The organism is Streptomyces sp. NPDC032472 (assembly GCF_040636955.1).
In the GTDB taxonomy this organism is placed as follows: Bacteria; Actinomycetota; Actinomycetes; order Streptomycetales; family Streptomycetaceae; genus Streptomyces.
On sequence record NZ_JBEZVK010000050.1, the window covers coordinates 23,392 to 40,124 of the forward strand.

The window sequence follows — 16,733 nt, forward strand, 5'->3', positions numbered from 1 at the left end:
ACGGGGAAGCCGGCCATGGACGTCCGTGAGCTGCGCGAACACGCGGCGGCGCTCCGGTTCACCCCACAGGAACCGGTGCGCTGGCTGGCCCCGAAGGAGCTCGCCCGTACGGCGGTCAAGGTCGGGCTGGCCGGCGTGTTCGCCGGCTACTCGGACAAGCGCGAGATACAGGGCGCGCTCCCGGCCGGTCTGCTACGGGCGCCCCTGGCGGACCCCGGCGCCGAGGAGATCTGGATCGACTTCGTCGCCGACCTCGGCGACGGCTTCGAGGCGACCTACTCCGTGGCGTCGACCCTGGCGGCGGCCCGGGTCCCGGTCGACGGGTCCGGCACGCTCCCGCGCGGCTCGCTGCTCGTCCTGGGCGGGGACCAGGTGTACCCGGTGGCGTCGACGACGGCGTACGAGGACCGGATGAAGGGGCCCTACCGCGCCGCGCTCCCGAAGGCACCGGACCAGCCGCTCATGGTCGTGCTGCCGGGGAACCACGACTGGTACGACGGACTGACCGCGTTCCTGCGGATGTTCGCCCAGGGAAGGCGCATCGGCGGCTGGCAGACCCGGCAGACCCGGAGCTACTTCGCCGTGCGGCTGCCCCAGCGCTGGTGGCTCGTCGGGCTGGACAGCCAGCTCGGCACCTACGTCGACGATCCGCAGCGGCGCTACTTCGAGTCGTACCTCTCCCCGCAGCTGCGCCCGGGCGACAGCGTGATCGTGTGCGCCGCCGCGCCCACCTGGGTGCGCAGCGACGAGGAACCCGACGCCTTCAACTCCCTGCACTGGTTCGACCGGAACGTCATCCGGACCCGGTTCGACCGGGCGACCGGCCGGCGGGAGGAGACGGGTGCGGCGGTCCGGCTGTGGCTGACCGGCGACAAGCACCACTACGCCCGCTACGCGGAACGGCTGCCGGACGACCCGCCCGGATCCGACGAGTCCCTGCCGCCGGACCCCCGGCGGCGCCAGATGGTGACGTGCGGCCTGGGCGGCGCGTACCTCTCGGCCACCCACCGGCTTCCGAAGGCCCTGCCGCTGCCGCCGGCCGGCTCGCGGATGCGGGAGAAGGACGACCCGCCGCCGGCGTTCGCCCTCGCCCAGCACACGTACCCCGACGGGCAGGAGTCCCGCTCGCTGGCGCGCGGGCTCGCCAAGCCCTGGAGCCGGCACTGGCTTCCGCGGCGCAACCGCGGCTTCGCCGTCCTGGCCGGGGTGCTGCAGGTGGTGCTCGTCCTGCTGGTGAGTGCGGCGTTCACCCCGGCGGCGGGCGGGCACGACCCCGTCGACGCCGTACGCGGGGCCGGCACCGACGATCTGCTCGGCCTGCTCTGCGCGAGCGTCGCCTGCTTCGTTCTGCCGTTCGTGGTCACGTGGGGGAGCGCACTGCTGCGCCGGCAGCGGCCCAGGGCACCGTCCGGTCCGGCCGTGGCCGTGCTGTTCCAGGTGGCGGTCGCCGTCGCGGCCCTGTCCGTCACGGTGGCCGTGGCCCGGCTGGTCCCTTCCTCCTGGCACGGGTTCTGGCTCCTGGTGATCCTGCTGGTCGTCGCCGCGGTGATGGGCGCGGTCCTCGGCTCCGAGCTCTTCGCCCTGTGGGTGCTGTGGACCCGCCGGGGACTGGTGCCCGACTGGCAGATGTCCGGGCAGTCCATCGACGACCACACTGGCTTCGTCCGGATGCACATCGCACCGGACGGCACCCTCACCCTCCACCCGCTGGCGCTCGACGACACCTGCCGGGACTGGCGCCTCGAGGAGGTCCCCGACACCCCGGCCACGTGGCAGCGGCCGGTGCCCGCCACACCGCCGGCCGTACGGCTCGTCGAGGAGCCCGTGGTGATCGCGCCGATGCGGATGCCCGGCGGCTAGGCAGTTTCGTTTGGATCACCGGCGGGCCAGAGGGAGATGCCCGCGATGTGGAGTCCGGCCAGGTAGATGGTGGCGGTCTTCTCGTAGCGGGTGGCGAGACCGCGCCACTGCTTCAAGCGGTTGGTGCGCCGTTCGACGGTGTTGCGCTGCGTGTAGGTCTCGCGGTCGAAGGCCGGTGGTCTGCCGCCGCGGCTGCCTCGACGTACCCGGTGTCCGCGCTGGTCGGCGGGGGCGGGCATCACTGCCCGGATGCTGCGTTCGCGCAGGTGCTCGCGGATCGCTCGGGAGGAGTACGCCTTGCCGGCCAGGACCACATCCGGCCTGGTGCGCGGCCGTCCTCGCCGACGGGGAACGCGCGGGCGGGCCATGACGTCGGTGAAGGCGGGTGCGTCACCGGCCTGTCGGGCGGTGAGGTGGAAGGCCAGTGGCCTGCAGCGGTCGTCGGCGGCGAGGTGGGTCTTCGTGGTCAGTTCGCCGCGGGAGCGGCCGATGGCATGGTCGTCCGGTTCGCCGGCCGGGGCCCCTTTTTGCGGGCCCCAGCGGCGGGCCGGTGGGCCCGCACGATCGTGGAGTCGACCGGCACGGCCCAGTTGAGATCCTCGTCCGCCTCGGCCTGGGCCACCAGGGCGGTGAAGACCCGCTCCCGGTCTGGAACTTGTAGGCGATCGCGTCGATCACCTCACGATGGTCCCGCCAACGGCCACCCCGCTTGGGCGTCCGGTCCGGAAGCCACGGTTCGATCCGCGCGCACTGCGCATCAGTCAACGGCACACCCGGACCAACGACCAACTGATCCAAACGAAACTGCCTAGCAGAGCCAGACGATGTCCAGGACGGACAGGTGCCGTAGCGGACGGTTGGCTGGTTGGGGGCACGTCGGCCCCGGCGCCCCGACCGTCAAGTCACGGCCGTGCGCGGTGACTTGGCCGGATCGTCAGGCGCGGAGAATCGCACGCATGTGCTGTTGAATGGCGTCATGTGGATTACTGGTGCGTTGGTCGGGACGCTTGTCTTCTTGCTTGTGGTGGTGGCCCCTGCGGTGGTGGGGCGTCGACTGCTGGGGGTGCGGGCCGGGGCGGTGCGGGTCGCGACCGCGGGGGCGTGCGGACTCGCGGTGTCCGGAGGGTTGTTCGGGCCCCGGCTGGAGGAGTCGGGCGAGCTCGCGCCGCTGCTGTCCTTGATGGTCGGGGTGGGGATGCTCGCCTCGATGGTGGTTCTCGTCGCGCTGGACATCGTGGTGCCCATGGGCGCCGTACGGCCGCTCGGCTGGGCGCAGTCGGTGCGGTGGCGGATCGCGCGGGCGCGGCGATACTCCACGGTGTTGCGCATCGCCGGCCGGCACGGGCTCGGGCCGTATCTGCGGGGCCGGCGGCGCGCGCCCGGGGTGCGGCACGAGTTGCTGGCGCGGGAGTTGCGACAGGCGTTGCAGGCGGGCGGGACCACGTTCGTGAAGCTGGGGCAGCTGATGTCGACCCGGCGGGACCTGCTGCCCGAGGTGTACGCCGAGGAGCTCAGTCTCCTTCAGGACCAAGTGCCGCCCGCGCCGTGGAGCGAGGTCGAGACACAGCTTCAGGAAAGCCTGGGAGCGCCGGTGCGGGACGTGTTCGCCACGTTCGAGCGGGTCCCGCTGGCGGCGGCCTCTGTCGCGCAGGTGCACGCGGCCGTCCTGCATGACGGCACCGAGGTCGTCGTCAAGGTGCAGCGGCCCGGGATACCGGAACTCGTGGAGCGCGATCTGGACATCGTCGGGCGCCTGGCGTCGGCTCTGAGCGACCGCACCGCCTGGGGGCGCGGTCTGGGGCTGAACGACCTGGCGCAGGGCTTCGCCGTCGCGCTGCGCGAGGAGCTAGACTTCCGCGTCGAGGCTCGCAACATGACCTTGGTGCGCCAGGCCGCCGAGGCCCGCGGCGACTCCAGCATCGCCATCCCCGTCCTGTACGGGCAGTTCAGCACAGAGCGTGTCCTCGTCATGAGCCGGGTCGAGGGTTCCTCGCTCGGCAAGGCCGTCCCCGACGACCAGCGGCACGGCACAAAGCTGGCCGAGACCCTGCTCACCGCGCTGCTCAACCAGATCATGCTGGACGGCATCTTCCACGCCGATCCACACCCCGGCAACATCCTGCTCCAGCCGGACGGCACTGCTGCCCTGCTCGACTTCGGATCCGTCGGCCGGATCGACTCCGGGCTCCGCGAGGCGATGGGCGGCCTCTTCCTCGCCGTCGACCGCGGCGATCCGCTTGCCCTGCGCGAGGCCCTCCTGGAGATCACCGGCCGTCCCGAGGAGGTCGACGAACAGCGGCTGCTGCGTGCGCTCGGGCAGTTCAGCGCCCGTCATCTGGGGCACGGGTCCGCGCCCGACGTGGAGATGTTCAGCGATCTGTTCCGGCTGGTGGCGGACTTCCGGCTGGCGGTTCCGCCGGAGGTCGCGGCCGTGTTCCGGGCCCTGGCAACCCTGGAAGGCACGCTGGTCCGCCTCTCCCCCGGATTCAACATGCTGGAGGCGTCCCGTACGTACGCCTCAGCCCGGCTCACGGACCGGCTGGGACCGCGCAGTGCCCGTGACACGGCCCGCGACGAACTGATCGCGCTGCTGCCTGTCCTTCGACGGCTGCCCCGCCGCCTCGACCGCCTCGGCGGTGCGCTCGAGGAAGGTCGGCTCGGGCTCAATGTGCGGCTCTTCGCCGACCCCCGCGATCGGCGGGTCGTCGGCGAGCTGGTCGGGCGGATGGTGCACGCCTTCGTCGGGATCTTCCTCGGGTTCGCGGGCCTCCAACTCCTGGAAATGGACGGCGGGCCGCGCGTGAGCGAGAGCCTCGGACTCTACGGGCTGACCGGCTTCAACCTCCTGATTCTCTCCGCCGCCATCGTCCTCCGTACCCTCTTTGTCACCAGCCGGCCCATGGAATGACGCGACGCGCCGACCTCCGTGCCCGTTCCCACAGCACTGGCACTGCCCGAGCCACCTAGTGGCTTGTCGCAGAGCGTTGACCAGGTAAATCTCGCGGCAGCCATCCGTTTTGTGGCGATACTGGCGTGATGATGATGGATGCTGCAACCGCGTTGGCTGTGATCAGGGCTCTGGAGACGCAGGGTGTGGAGGTGTGGCTCGGGGACGGCCGCTGGGGAGTTGATGCTCTCCTCGGTGAGCAGACCCGTCCACCCAAGGATGTCGATCTGATCTTGCGGGTAGACCAGGCTGAGGACGCAGTCCAGGCCCTGCGGGGCCTGGGCTTCGCCGTTGCGAAGGGTCGCCTTTCCTCGTGCTTCGTCCTGCGTGATCAGGAAAAAAGAAGCGTCGATGTCCATCCCGTGGTGTTCGACGGGGAGGGCAACGGCAACTACACGATGGAGAACGGCGAGGTGTGGGTGTACGAAGCCGCCTGGTTCGGCGGGGCCGGGATCCTTCGGGGCGAGCCGGTGCGGTGCCTGACCGCGCAGGGCCAGGTGGCGTGTCACACGGGGTACGAGCTCGATGACGAGGACCGCCGGGACATCACGGCCTTGCGTGATCGGTTCGGTGTGGACCTCCTGCCCGAGCAGGAGTTCCCGGCGCGGTAGGGAGGGATCACGCCGCTGTGGGGTTTTCGGTCCATTCCCGTATGGGCGAGTCGGGAGCGAACCGGGTCTTGGGTTCGGCCCTGACGTTGCGGCGGCAGACGTAGGCGGCGATGGCGGCGTTCTGCTCGGTGTGGCTGCGGTGGTCGGTGCCGTTGAGGGCGAAGTAGCGCAGAGCCGCGAACTCGGACTCGATCCAGTTCAGCCAGGATCCGTAGGTCGGCAGGAAGACCAGCTCGATGTCGTGGGCCGCTGTCCACGCCCGGACGTTGGGATGCTTGTGCGGGGAGAAGTTGTCCAGCACGACGTACAGCTTCTTTCTGAGCCAACGTGCCCGCAGGGCTTTGAGCAGGCCGAGGAACTCGCGCCAGCGCTTCCTCTTGCGGATGCGGTAGTAGATCTCGCCGGTGGCCAGGTCGAGGGCCGCGAGCCTGTGCATGACCCCGTTGTACCGGTTGTAGGTCGCCGGCAGCCGGCGCGGTGAGCGGACCGGTCCACATGCCTTGCCCTTGCGGGGCATCGTAGAGGGGCAGGATCCGGTGCATCTTGGCGATGAAGTCCGGGTCGTTCGAGGGCTTCCAGGTGGTCGTCCTCTTCCAGGTGACCTTGCCCTCGCGCAGTATCCGGCGCAGCGTCTCGCGGCTGAGCGTGGAAACGACCTGCTGCTTGACCAGATGCTCGGCCAGCTTGGCCAGGCTCCAAGTGGACAGGCCGGCCAGTCCCCAGTCAGCGGGGGACGCCCGCGCGATCAGGCAGATGTGCTCGCGCACCCGGCTATTGATCGTCCTGGGGCGTCCCCCGCTCCATTTTGGGTCCAGTGCGTCGAACTCCCGCTCGTTGAACGCGTGGATCACATCACGCACACAGTCGGCGCTGACCTGCATCAGCGAGGTGATGTCCGGCACTGACTGGCCCTGCGCGGACATCATCACCACGATCGCCCGCCGCAGCCTCACCGGATCCTTCGCCGTCCGGCTGATCCGCTGGAGCCGCCGCCCCTCCTCCAGACCGACCGGCCGGACGAACACCTCCGGACGACGCCCCACGACCACCTCCGTGATCACAACTGGAGACAGCCGGCCGCTTCAGGCACGACGGATCAATTACCCAGCCGACCAATCGAGACGAGCCACTAGCTCAAGCTGCTCCAGACCCGCGGCCTGCCGGCCTGCCACAAAGCCCTGATCACAAAGAAGCCGAACGCGCCGAGACCAGTGCGGGACGGTGACCGACTACAACCGGTGGGAACACCCCACACCCCGGGCATCGCTACCGGGCAACGGCTTTGGGGACTTCACGTAGTGGTGACAGTTTCCTGCTGGAGGAGTGCGAGGCGGCTGGCTGTGCGGCCGATGTCTGGTGGCAGGCCGGCGCCGTGCAGGGTGTCGGTCAGAGAGGTGCGGCCGACGAGGGTGAGGTGTACGTCGCGGTCAACGAGTACGTCGACGAGGTTGGCGAAGCGCCGTGCCGCGTCGGGGCCGGCCTCGGCGAGGCGGGGCAGCCCGGAGATCGTCCAGCGGCGGTGGGTGTCGGCGAGGGTGAGGTAGTCGATGGTCGAGAGGGGCCGGTCGCACAGGTAGGCGAAGTCGAACCAGATCATGTCGTCCCGTACGGCGAGGGCCCGGACGTGTCCGCGTCCCACCGGCACGGTCCGTTCCTCGCCAGAAGCCGGCAGGGTCGGGGCCGATCCGCGCGTTCGGATGTGCCTCCCGGCCAGAGGTAGCGGCCACCGGAGAAGCCGGAACATGGGCGGGTCGAGACTCCGGACACGCGGTAGTCGGGGCCGTCGGGGATCTCGACTATGTCCAGGGACCGTTCGAGCAGCCCGATCGTCGGCTCGAACATATGGTGGAATGTCAGATTGGGGAATGGCCCGGACGGCGGGTAGTTGGAGGTGGCCAGCAGAGTCGTTCCGCGCTCGAACAGTCCGCTCACGACCCGGCCCATCAGCATCGCGTCGCCGGCGTCGTGCACGTGGAACTCGTCGAAGAACAGGAACCGGCAGTCTCCGAGGAGTTCCGCCACGGCACGTTCACCGGCCCGCGGTTCGTGCCTGTGCCGGGCGTACGCGGTGTGGAACCCGCGGAAGAACTCGTGGAAGTGCACACGCTGCTTCTCCGCGCGCACCATGTCGAACAGCGTGTCGGACAACCAGCTCTTGCCACGCCCCACCGGCCCCCACAGGTACACCCCAACCTGGCGGGAGACGTCCGGGCGCAGGGTGGCGGTCCGGCCGACCGCACGCAGCCGGTGCTGCCGGTCGTAGCGGCCGAGGACGAGCAGCCCGGGACGGGTCAGCGTGGCGGTGACGGCGCCGATGATCGCCTCTGTGGTCTCCCGTGGGCGGATCTCGGTCCACCCGCGATACCCGGCCATATAGCGGCTGTTCAGAGGCTTGACCACGACTCCCTCCACTCCTGACACATCCGTCCGGGACTCCAGCCACTCCCGGGCCTTGGCCAGGTCCGTCGTCATCGGGCACCACGTCCACGGAGCCTTCAAAGCGCGGGCAGTGAACAGCTCCTCCCACAGAGCGCGCCGCGTCGCATACGGGCGCGCGAGCAGCTCCTGGCCATCGAGCTGTAGGACGTCGAACGCCACGAAGTAGGCCGACCACCGGCCCGCCAGGCCGAGGGCGGCGCGGACGGGGGCGGCGGTCCGGCGCTGCAACGCCTCGAACGACAGCCGCCCCCGCCGCGATGTCCCAGACGACCAGTTCGCCATCGAGGACCAAGACGTGCGGCAGGTGCTCGGCGGCCGCCACCAGGTCGGGCCACCGGTCCTGGACCAGCGACCCGCGGCGGGTCTGCACCAGCACGGCGCCGCCCCGGTCGATTGGGGGTGAACAGCAGCGCCCGGTGCCCGTCCAGCTTCTGCTCGTGCGCCACCCCAGCCCGCACCGCAGCCGGGCCCGGCACGGCTTCCCGCCGCCCGCTGCCCGCTGCCCGCTGCCCGCTGCCCGCTGCCCGCGCCAGCATCGGCTCCACCGGCGGCCTGGGCACCATCGTCCAAGCCTCCTCCCGGCCACCCCCGTTCCTCTTCCGGGGTCGGCCAAGACAGCCCGAGGCAGCCCAGCGGGAGAGCCACCGCATCATCCATCCGAGGGGCGCAGCGGGGCCGTCAGCGGCAGCCTCGGGCGCGACTGCGGCACGGTGACACCCCTGCGCGAAGGCGGACGGTTTGCCGTCGAGGTCGGGGCGACGTCTCTTTGTGCCATTCAAGGTGGGTCACTGGGCACATGGGTGCCGGTGGAGTTGGGCCACGGTCGTGGTCCGATGTGCGGTCGCGGAGCTCTGCTCTCCAGCGAGCTGCCCTCTGCCGGCAGGCGCGGGAGCACCACGTGCGAGGGGAAAATGGCCTGAGGCGGATCATGTGGGTTCCGCAGGGTGCGCATTCCCCGGCACCGGCCCGGCATGTAGGTCGGCCCGGACCCGCCGGCGGATGCCCGCGACGATCGGGCAGTGGATGAACGCGTCGGCGACGAGGGTGAGCCGGGAGCTCTCGGTATGGAGGTCGGGCGGTGTGGCGGGCGGGGCGTGGCCGGGGGTGGCGGGGTACGGGTAGCGCCGGCCGGCGGCTGCGGCCTCCAGGGCGGCCGTGAGGACGGCGGCCTCGATGGTCGCCGCGGTACGCCGCTCGTCGAGCCGGGCAGCGCGGCAGGCGTCGGCGGCCCATTCGGGCACCCTGGGGTGGAGGTGTACGGGGAGGGCAAGCTGCCCGTCGCGGATCTCGATGACCCGCCGGTACAGGGCGAATTCGGGGTCTCCGGAGAGGCCGACGGGCGGCTCCAGGGCGATCTCGGGGCGGACGGCGTACAGGGCCGCCCAGAGCGGCGCCGTGCGGCGTAGGTCGCGGTGGGAGCGCAGGCGGCGTAGGGGGGCGGTGATCCGGTCCCCCCAGGCGGTGAGGGTCATGCCACAGATGACGAGTATGAGCGTGGCCAGGCCGACGGCCGGCGCCGGCTGCTGCCGCTGCCCAGCAGGCGAGGAACCCGCAGCGCCGGCAGGGGCGTCGCGGCCCGTCGCCGGCCCATGGCGTCGGCTCAGCCCGGCGGTCAGGGCTCTTTGCCGGCCAGCACCCGGTCGGCCAGGTGGTGCGGGCACCTCTTGTCGTGCCAGGTGACCGTCAGGCGTCCTTCCCAGGCCTCCAAAGTGCGCACGGCACCGGCAGCGGGACGCGCTTTGCAATAGGAGCACACGACGGCCTGCGGCTGAAGAACGTCCACCCCCGAGCGCTCCTTCCTCATCGTCCTTGGAACACCCGCGCTGGGTCTACCTCTACCAGACGTGCCCAAGGTCCGCACCCATACCTGCAGGCACGGCATGGCCGAACCGACACCTGCAGCGGGCCGGTCTCGACCGCGCGGTCCTGGCCGGTGCTGCTTTCCATGAGGTAAAGGTCCGGTCCTCGGCGATCGCGCCCGCCGGAAAGACGACGGCCCCGGGGATGTGCGCCAAAACGCCCCTGCACCCACACCCGCCGGCGCCACGCACTCAACCAGCAGCCGCGGCCACCCCCACCCCGAACCGGGGCACGCCGTCCACCGACACGCCCAGGCGCGCCCGCTTGAACCGGAACGGGTGCCGGAACACACCCCGGTCCACAGCCCGATCGGCGCCGAACTCCGCCTCCAGCCCCGGGCACACCAGCGCGACGTTGAGGACCTCGCGGCCCCCCCCACGCCGAAGCGAACGTGACCCCGGCCCAGGGGTGCCCGGGACGGGCCGGGGCCAGGTGCCCGGCGACCGGCGAGGCGCGTGCGAGGCGGTGGGGTGGGACTTCCGGCTCGTCGGCGAGATCGATCGGGTGCGGGTGGCGAACCTGCGGTGGCTTGCCGGGTTTCGCCATCCGCGGTTCGCGGAGGCCCGGCTGGTGGGCCAGGCGGCACAGGTCGGTGACCCAATCCTCGTCCTGCCGGTCGCCTTTCATCTGCTGTGGTGCGGGCGGCTGACGACGGACCTGTCGCGCCCCTGGGGTGATCACTCTTTGGTGAGCCGGGTGGAGGGCTGATGACCGAGCACGAGCGGCCCAAGGGTGGGCTGAGGGTGGGTGACCGCGTCCGGTTCGAGGGGCAAGTCCACACGGTGGTGGGCCTGTCGGGCACGACCGTCCGCCTGGTCGACGAGCACAACATGCGGATGTCCTGTCCGGTACAGGTGATGTCGGCGCCGAAGGCGCGCAGGAGTGCGACGTGGGTGTCGCGCTGGGGGTAGACGGCCTCGAAGGCGTGGCTGGTTCCGGTCGCTTGGGTGAGGAGCGCGGCGAGCTGCGGGGCGCTGTCAGTGGGCAGGCAGGGGTGCCGGCCGGTCCGGGCGCGTACCGCGCACAGGCCGTCCGGCCCGACGGCGGCCCGGATGCCACCGTCGCGGGAGGTGAGGATGAGGCCCGCGTCGGCGAAGAGCTGGCGCTGGGCAGCGGGGAGCTCGGGCAGGGTGATGCCGTGGCGCCGCCGGTCACGGCCGCCGCCATGATCATGGTTGAGGCTTCGATCCGCTCTCCGGCGCCCGTGAACTCGCCGCCCTCGATCCGGTCGGCGCCGTTGATGTGGAGGCCGTCGTCGCTCCAGGCGCTGCGGACACCGCGCTCGGCGAGGAAGCGGAGCATCTCGGTGACCTCCGGCTCGATGCTCGGGCTGGTGCTCAGACACTCCCCCCGGGATCCGGGCGGCCAGGAGCACCGCGGTGGCGGTCGCGCCAAGGGACGGCCCGTAGGGGGTGGAGACGTCGACAGGGAAGGGCCGCAGCCGGCGCGGGCCAGGACGGGGGCGGCCAGAACTGCCAAGGTGCGGGCCTTCGCACCGAGGTCGGGTGAATGACCGGCCGTAGGCGGAGGTGCGGGCACGACGTGGAAAGTCCGACGTCCGCGACATGGGTGTGGGTGCCGATGTGGGTGAGGATCCTTGCGCAGACGCCGATGTCGAGGATCGCGGACGTCGGTCCAGCCGTCACCGCCAGATCACCGTGTTGCCCGCGGGCCATGCCGCCCACCGGGGCCGTGACGGGCTCCGCTGTGGGTCAGGTCACGAGCGGAACCAAGCTCGGACGACGGCTCGCCGCCAGGTGGCCCAACCTCGAAGTCCCCGGTAATACCCCGGTACATTCCCGGGGCCGTGTCCGTGCGGGATGCCCGGCGGGTACACGACCTGGCTGCATGGGACGTGAGCATGGAGGACCGCAATGAGGGTGCCGAAGATGGGCGACGATCAAGAGCCTGTGCCGACGCCCGCACAAATCGAGGCCAGGGTCGGAAAGCGCCTGGACGACGTCGCCAAGATCCTGGCCGGTGCGCTGATCACTGTTGCCGGGATCATGACGGCTCTAGGGCTGTCCAGCGACATCGTGTTCGTCGCACTCAACAACGAGTCATGGCCGATCTACGTGGCCTCGCTCTGCGCCATCCTCGCCATCGTCTGCAGCATCGTCGCCCTGCTCGTGCACCCCACACGGCGGGGCAACCTGTGGGAGACCGGCGTTCTCGTCCTCGGAGTCATCTTCTACATGGTGGCACTCAGCGTGGCGGTGATCGGTGCGGCCAAGGCCGCCAGCGGGAACGGACGGCCCACCATCACCAACGTCAAGATCGATGGCCCACGGTCCCACCTGCGAGTGAATTTCGATGTCCACGCCAAGGGCGTGGAGACATGGGCCACCGTCCAGGTGTTCGTGACCCCCATGCGGGCCGACTTGACCACGCCCGTCCGAGACTCGGTCGACGACTACTCGAGTGAACTCAGACCTGACGACAAGGGCGCGGTGGAACAGCGTGTCAGCATGCCCATGGCACTACCGCCACAAGCAGGGGGCATCAGCATCGTCGCCCTCAACGCAGGCGACGGAACCGACGACGTATGTAGCGCACACGCCCAGCGCGGGCCGACCTGCACCTACATCCGCATCCCGTAGAGCAGCCCCTCGAGCAGGTACCGAACCACTTCACCACGACCGGCTCCAGCCGCGCCGACCTCAGTCGGAACGACGTAGTCGTCGTCATGGGTGTCGGAAAACTGCACCGCACATCGTCTGGGATCCATCAAGGATTCCCTCAGCCCCGCACGCTGCTGCGGAGTATTCCCATAGCGCTGACGTGCGGGCCGGTCACGTGCGATCTGTGTTCCGGCGGCGGGCCGACGAAGCGGTGGCCGGCCCCACCGGTGCTGGTCGCGGCCCGAGTGTCGCCCTAGTGCACACATGGGGGCGGACGAGGCCGGTGGGCGGGCCCGGTGGACGGATGAGGCCATCGCGGTCGGAGTGACGGCGGCACTGCTGGCCACGGGGCTGGCCGGACACCCCTCCCGTTTGGAGGAGCTCCCCGTGGACGTCTCCCCGTGACCTGCCCACGAACAGCCGCCGCCCTGCGTCGGCGCGCGTTGTGGTGCCACCTGGGCTGGCGTGACGATCTCTCACGAGACGCACACGGGCGCCCGCCGCAACCGGGGCCGGCCGGACGGCCCGCCGGACGCCTGTCCGCTCCCACCGTGATCATTCCTCGATCCGGCGTGCCGTACGGGTCAGCCGTCCCGCCACGCCAACCGCCGGGCCTGAGCGCCGACCGAACCGAACCGGCTCTGGCAGCTCGCGGTCTTCGAGATCACCACGGAAACGAACGCCGCGCACCCCGGTTCCCTCGTGATCGACAGCCCGCACAAGAACCCCGGCCACGGCTGAGGCGCGCGGTGAACCGGCGGTCCGGGGCGGTGGGTCCGCTGCATGTCCGGTCGTGCCCATGCCGGCCGCAACCAGCGGCGGAAATACCTTGGTTGTGTCGTTGTGTCCCTGCACCGCCCTCTCGTCACACCCCCCGCGTGTCAAGACTTCGCCGCAGGACAACGGGGGCCGCGAACAGGCCGCAACCGCACGACTCACCCCTCCGAGCCATAACACTCATGTTCTCCTGCACTCGTCGCTTGACTCAATGGAGGTCGAGATGCAGGGCAAACTCTTCGCGGCCGCTGTCGGCGTTGCGGCCATGATCGCCGTTCCCCTTACGGGTACAGCACAAGCGAGCACGGACAACGACAGGGCCTATACGGCCGTAAGCGCGGAAATCGACACAGCGCAGCCCGGTACTCCGCCCTCGGACATCACCTGCCTCAGCGCTCCGCAGGGTGCCCGAGGATGCTTCCGCACGTATGGGGACCAATGGTGGGTGCTGGATACCGACACCCCTTACGCCGCCATCGCGGTGTGGGAAAACGAGCTGTGGGACGGTGACAGCTGGGAGCCCTACCGCAATGGACAGTGCGAGAACAAACTGGGTGAAGGCCACTGGGGAGTCTGCAACAAGGACTACTACGAGGACAGCAGCCGGAATGCCTACGGTGGCTACGGCAGCCGCGTCCGGTGGAGGGCGTGTGGCGTTTTCGGATGTTCGAGCTGGAGCGCGTGGACCCGCAACAACGGGTAGAAGCGTCCTTTGCGGGTTGCGACCGCGTTTCGGTGAGGGGTGGTCGGCCCCTGCACGATCGTGCCCCATGTCCCCGTCCGCAGCGGCCCAGCAGCGACGGCGTGCCGGGCCGCACTCAATCACCCACGTGGGGGCTGTCAGTCGGGCCGTGAGTTCCTCCGCGAAGGCCGACAGCCTGACGTCGAGGGCCTCACGGCCCACTCCGCGCCGTACCGGCACAACGCCTCCGCCGACGGCGGCAGCCACTCCGCCGGGTCCTGGTCCGCCTTCGAGCGGTTCGAGCGGACCGTGACCGCGACCAGCGAGGACAGTTGGCCTGGCCGTTCGCACCGGCCTTCCAGTGCTTGAACGACGTCCTCTTGTAGCCGGTACGGTCCTCGGAAGCTACCGGCAGGGCGGTAACCGCCACGCCGATCGGAAGGACCTGCGCCACCCCGGTGGGGCGGCCGGCTCCTCAGCGGCGTGCGCGGCGGTGGCGGGCAGGAACAGGGCGAGGGCAGCGGCGACCGCGGTGGCGGCCCGTACGAACATGATCGCCACGCGGCGGTTCTACCGCCCTCGCCGCCCCGGTGACAGGCCTCCACCAGGCAGTTCACCCCTGCGGGCGGTTGATTCACCGCCGGAACGACACTGCACCCCACCCGCCCCGCCACGGCGTACACCCCGCCCGGGCGAGGACTGCACCGGGCCGGGAACGCAGCCCCGGGTCGGTCTCTGCAGCGGGCGCTGCTGGGGGCGGGTCAGCCGTGGTAGGCCCAGCCACGGCCACGGTGGTGGACGGTGGCATCGGGCAGAAGTCGGTGACGTTGGAGTTCTACGCCCCGGCTTTCAGGGGCTACGACTACAACGTAGAAATCCGCGGAACGCTCTGACAGTCGGCACGTACCACGACCGGCAGCGCAGACACCGCGACGCCGACCTGGAGGACCTGCGGCACCACGCACCTCGGCGTGCGCGGCTGTGGCCGACAGGGACCCGGGAGTGGGCGCTACTTCCGCTCGTTCACGGCCTCCGGCCTGAGCGGTTCGTGGACCCCGCAGGCCGCCAGGCGGCCGTGGTGGCCCGCGGCCTACGCCGCGACGCGGGTCGCCGAGCGGGGCCGGTGCCGGGCCACCCCTACTCCGGCCAGGCACAGCACTCCGCCGAGCAGTGTCAGCCAGGCGGGCACCTCGCCGAGGAACGCCCAGCTCAGCAGCACCACGACGGCCGGGACGGCGTACGTGGTCGAGCCCAGCTTCCCGGCCGGCATCCGGGCCAGGGCGTAGCTCCACGTGATGAAGGCGAGGGCGGTCGGCACCACGCCCAGGTAGAGCAGGTTCAGCGTGGCGGACAGGGGCGCCTCGGGGACTTCCGCCGCGAGGCGCCCGGCGAAGGGCAGACAGGCCGCGGCGCCGGTCAGGCAGCTGTACGCCGTGATCTGCAGGGGGGTTCCGAAGGAGAGCGCCGGCTTCTGCGCGACGACACCGGTCGCGTACGCCACGGCGGCCAGCAGGCACAGCACGACCCCGAGCCACGATGTGGAGCCGCCCCCGGACATGGACAGGCCGACGACCACCGCGCCGACGAAGGACACGCCCATGCCCGCCAGCAACTGCGGCGGCAGCGCTTCGCCCAGCAGACGGGCCGCGAGCAGCGCCATCAGTATCGGCCCGGTGTTCACGAGCAGGGACGCCGTTCCCGCGTCGACCAGCCGTTCACCCCAGTTCAGCGCGACCGTGTAGCCGCAGAACCACACCAGTCCGGAGACCAGGATGCCGCGCCGGGCTCCTCGCGGTGGCAGACCTTCCCGGCGTATCAGGAGCAGGGCGCCGAGCACCAGGGAGGCGGTCAGCAGCCTGCCGAGTGCCAGGGCCCCGGGCGAGTAGGCAGCACCGGCGCTGCGGATGGAAACGAAGGCGGAGGCCCAGGCGAACACCGTGAAGCAGACGGCGCCGACCGTGAGGGCGCGGGGCGAGAGCAGAGTCAGGCGGGATTTCATCACCGCACCCTACCCCCTGAACATTTCGGCGTCTACCGAAATGTTCGGCTCAAGTCCAGGAGCCAGGAACAATGCCCAGCAAGGCCTCGAAGGCCGCTTCCCCGGTCTCGGTCACCCGTAGCCCGCGCCCCCCGCCCTCCGGCCGCACCACCCACCCCTCCCCCAGCGCCCGCGCGCACAGCCGCGCCCCGACCAGGCCGCCCAGGTGGCGGCGCCGCTCCGTCCAGTCCAGGCATGAGCTCGCCAGCGGCCTGCGCCCGTGGCGGGCGAGGTCGACGCCGGCCCGCCCGCACCACTCCCTCCCCGCCTCGGTCAGCTGGAAGGCACCCTCGGTGCGCAGCAGGCCGCGCCGCTCCATTGCGTCGGTGACCGCCATGCCGAACCGCCCCGCGAAGTGGTCGTAGCAGGTGCGGGCGCGGGCCAGCGGGTCGGGCGCGGAGACCACCGGCACCGCGTGCGCAGCGTCCCGGCCCGGAATCGCGTGCGATGCCAGTTCGTCCAGCAGGCGGGCCGTCGCGGCGTCGGCGATCCGCACGTAGCTGTGGCGGCCCTGCCGCTCGGTCACACAGACGCCCGCGTCGAGCAGCCGGGCCAGGTGGCCGCTGACGGTGGACGGCGCGACCGAGGTGATCCGCGCCAGCTCACCCGCGGTCCAGGCGCGCCCTTCCAGCAGCGTCATGCAGATGGCGGCCCGGGTCTCGTCGGCCAGCGCCGCGGCGAGAGCGGCCAGGCGCGCCGCAGGGTCGGGTGCGTCGGTGTCGTCACGGGCGGCGGTCGGCCCTGCGGCCTGCATGTCGTTCATACCCCCAGGGTGCCGCAAAACTTCGCTGAATGGCGAATGGTTGAGCCTCTCACCTCAGCTCATGGGGCTCAGCGCAGGGGGTGAACCGGCGCAGGATGCGCCAGGCGTCGGGCGAGTCTCGGGGGCGGCTGCTGT

16 protein-coding genes and 3 pseudogenes are annotated in these 16,733 nt (G+C 70.9%); 10 read left to right on the top strand and 9 right to left on the bottom strand.

Going from position 1 to position 16,733, the window contains the following annotated elements:
- Positions 1–15 precede the first annotated feature (15 nt).
- Positions 16–1,860 (top strand): hypothetical protein, encoded by a 1,845-nt coding sequence (locus AB0F11_RS27745; RefSeq protein ID WP_362179136.1) that lies wholly within the window; start codon positions 16–18, stop codon positions 1,858–1,860.
- On the opposite strand, the pseudogene AB0F11_RS27750 reads toward AB0F11_RS27745, so the two are convergent.
- Positions 1,857–2,649 (bottom strand): annotated as a pseudogene (locus AB0F11_RS27750) (IS5 family transposase). The gene AB0F11_RS27745 and the pseudogene AB0F11_RS27750 sit on opposite strands and share 4 nt — an antisense overlap.
- Positions 2,650–2,881: 232 nt before the next feature.
- Here AB0F11_RS27750 and AB0F11_RS27755 point away from each other — a divergent pair.
- Positions 2,882–4,768 (top strand): AarF/UbiB family protein, encoded by a 1,887-nt coding sequence (locus tag AB0F11_RS27755; RefSeq protein WP_362179198.1) that lies wholly within the window; start codon positions 2,882–2,884, stop codon positions 4,766–4,768.
- Between the two features lie 128 nt (positions 4,769–4,896).
- Entirely contained in the window at positions 4,897–5,418 is a 522-nt protein-coding gene (locus AB0F11_RS27760; RefSeq protein ID WP_362179139.1) for an amino acid transporter, read from the top strand.
- A gap of 7 nt (positions 5,419–5,425) precedes the next feature.
- Here AB0F11_RS27760 and AB0F11_RS27765 read toward each other — a convergent pair whose 3' ends face one another.
- The 5 genes and pseudogenes from AB0F11_RS27765 to AB0F11_RS27785 all read right to left on the bottom strand — a co-directional run bounded on the left by AB0F11_RS27765 (position 5,426) and on the right by AB0F11_RS27785 (position 9,611).
- A complete protein-coding gene (locus tag AB0F11_RS27765; protein ID WP_362179142.1) occupies positions 5,426–5,854 on the bottom strand; it encodes a transposase in 429 nt (142 codons plus the stop codon).
- A 238-nt stretch (positions 5,855–6,092) separates the two neighbouring features.
- Positions 6,093–6,344 (bottom strand): annotated as a pseudogene (locus tag AB0F11_RS27770) (helix-turn-helix domain-containing protein); the annotation flags it as partial.
- Between the two features lie 365 nt (positions 6,345–6,709).
- Positions 6,710–7,063 carry an AFG1/ZapE family ATPase gene (gene zapE / locus AB0F11_RS27775; RefSeq protein WP_362179145.1) on the bottom strand — a complete coding sequence of 118 codons (354 nt, stop codon included), beginning with the start codon at positions 7,061–7,063 and terminating at the stop codon, positions 6,710–6,712.
- A complete protein-coding gene (gene zapE, locus AB0F11_RS27780) occupies positions 7,012–8,139 on the bottom strand; it encodes a cell division protein ZapE (protein ID WP_362179148.1) in 1,128 nt (375 codons plus the stop codon). The genes zapE (AB0F11_RS27775) and zapE (AB0F11_RS27780) overlap by 52 nt, the downstream gene beginning before the upstream one ends.
- A 644-nt stretch (positions 8,140–8,783) precedes the next feature.
- Positions 8,784–9,611, bottom strand: coding sequence for an MAB_1171c family putative transporter (locus AB0F11_RS27785; RefSeq protein ID WP_362179151.1), 828 nt, complete (start codon positions 9,609–9,611; stop codon positions 8,784–8,786).
- A gap of 571 nt (positions 9,612–10,182) precedes the next feature.
- On the opposite strand from AB0F11_RS27785, the gene AB0F11_RS27790 reads away from it, so the two are divergent.
- From AB0F11_RS27790 to AB0F11_RS27815, 6 genes are all read left to right on the top strand, one after another.
- A complete protein-coding gene (locus AB0F11_RS27790; protein WP_362179154.1) occupies positions 10,183–10,425 on the top strand; it encodes a hypothetical protein in 243 nt (80 codons plus the stop codon).
- Positions 10,425–10,628 (top strand): hypothetical protein, encoded by a 204-nt coding sequence (locus tag AB0F11_RS27795; RefSeq protein WP_362179157.1) that lies wholly within the window; start codon positions 10,425–10,427, stop codon positions 10,626–10,628. Before AB0F11_RS27790 ends, AB0F11_RS27795 begins: the two co-directional genes overlap by 1 nt.
- Positions 10,607–11,230: a hypothetical protein gene (locus AB0F11_RS27800; protein WP_362179158.1), complete on the top strand. Its 624-nt coding sequence runs from the start codon at positions 10,607–10,609 to the stop codon at positions 11,228–11,230. The genes AB0F11_RS27795 and AB0F11_RS27800 overlap by 22 nt, the downstream gene beginning before the upstream one ends.
- Positions 11,231–11,591: 361 nt before the next feature.
- The gene (locus tag AB0F11_RS27805; protein ID WP_362179161.1) at positions 11,592–12,317 is read left to right on the top strand and encodes a hypothetical protein; all 726 of its coding nucleotides are present in this window, start codon (positions 11,592–11,594) and stop codon (positions 12,315–12,317) included.
- Between the two features lie 285 nt (positions 12,318–12,602).
- On the top strand, positions 12,603–12,743 hold the full coding sequence (locus AB0F11_RS27810) for a hypothetical protein (RefSeq protein ID WP_362179164.1): 141 nt from the start codon (positions 12,603–12,605) through the stop codon (positions 12,741–12,743).
- A gap of 583 nt (positions 12,744–13,326) precedes the next feature.
- Positions 13,327–13,818: a hypothetical protein gene (locus AB0F11_RS27815; protein WP_362179166.1), complete on the top strand. Its 492-nt coding sequence runs from the start codon at positions 13,327–13,329 to the stop codon at positions 13,816–13,818.
- A gap of 384 nt (positions 13,819–14,202) precedes the next feature.
- On the opposite strand, the gene AB0F11_RS27820 is transcribed toward AB0F11_RS27815, so the two are convergent.
- Complete coding sequence (locus AB0F11_RS27820; RefSeq protein ID WP_362179169.1) at positions 14,203–14,358, bottom strand: hypothetical protein; 156 nt, start codon at positions 14,356–14,358, stop codon at positions 14,203–14,205.
- Positions 14,359–14,768: 410 nt separating this feature from the next.
- Between AB0F11_RS27820 and AB0F11_RS27825 the strand changes: the two are divergent.
- Positions 14,769–14,831, top strand: a pseudogene (locus tag AB0F11_RS27825) (hypothetical protein); the annotation flags it as partial.
- Between the two features lie 56 nt (positions 14,832–14,887).
- On the opposite strand, the gene AB0F11_RS27830 reads toward AB0F11_RS27825, so the two are convergent.
- The gene (locus tag AB0F11_RS27830) at positions 14,888–15,796 is read right to left on the bottom strand and encodes a DMT family transporter (RefSeq protein WP_362179172.1); all 909 of its coding nucleotides are present in this window, start codon (positions 15,794–15,796) and stop codon (positions 14,888–14,890) included.
- A 49-nt stretch (positions 15,797–15,845) separates the two neighbouring features.
- Positions 15,846–16,589 carry a helix-turn-helix domain-containing protein gene (locus AB0F11_RS27835; RefSeq protein WP_362179201.1) on the bottom strand — a complete coding sequence of 248 codons (744 nt, stop codon included), beginning with the start codon at positions 16,587–16,589 and terminating at the stop codon, positions 15,846–15,848.
- Between the last annotated feature and the right edge of the window lie 144 nt (positions 16,590–16,733).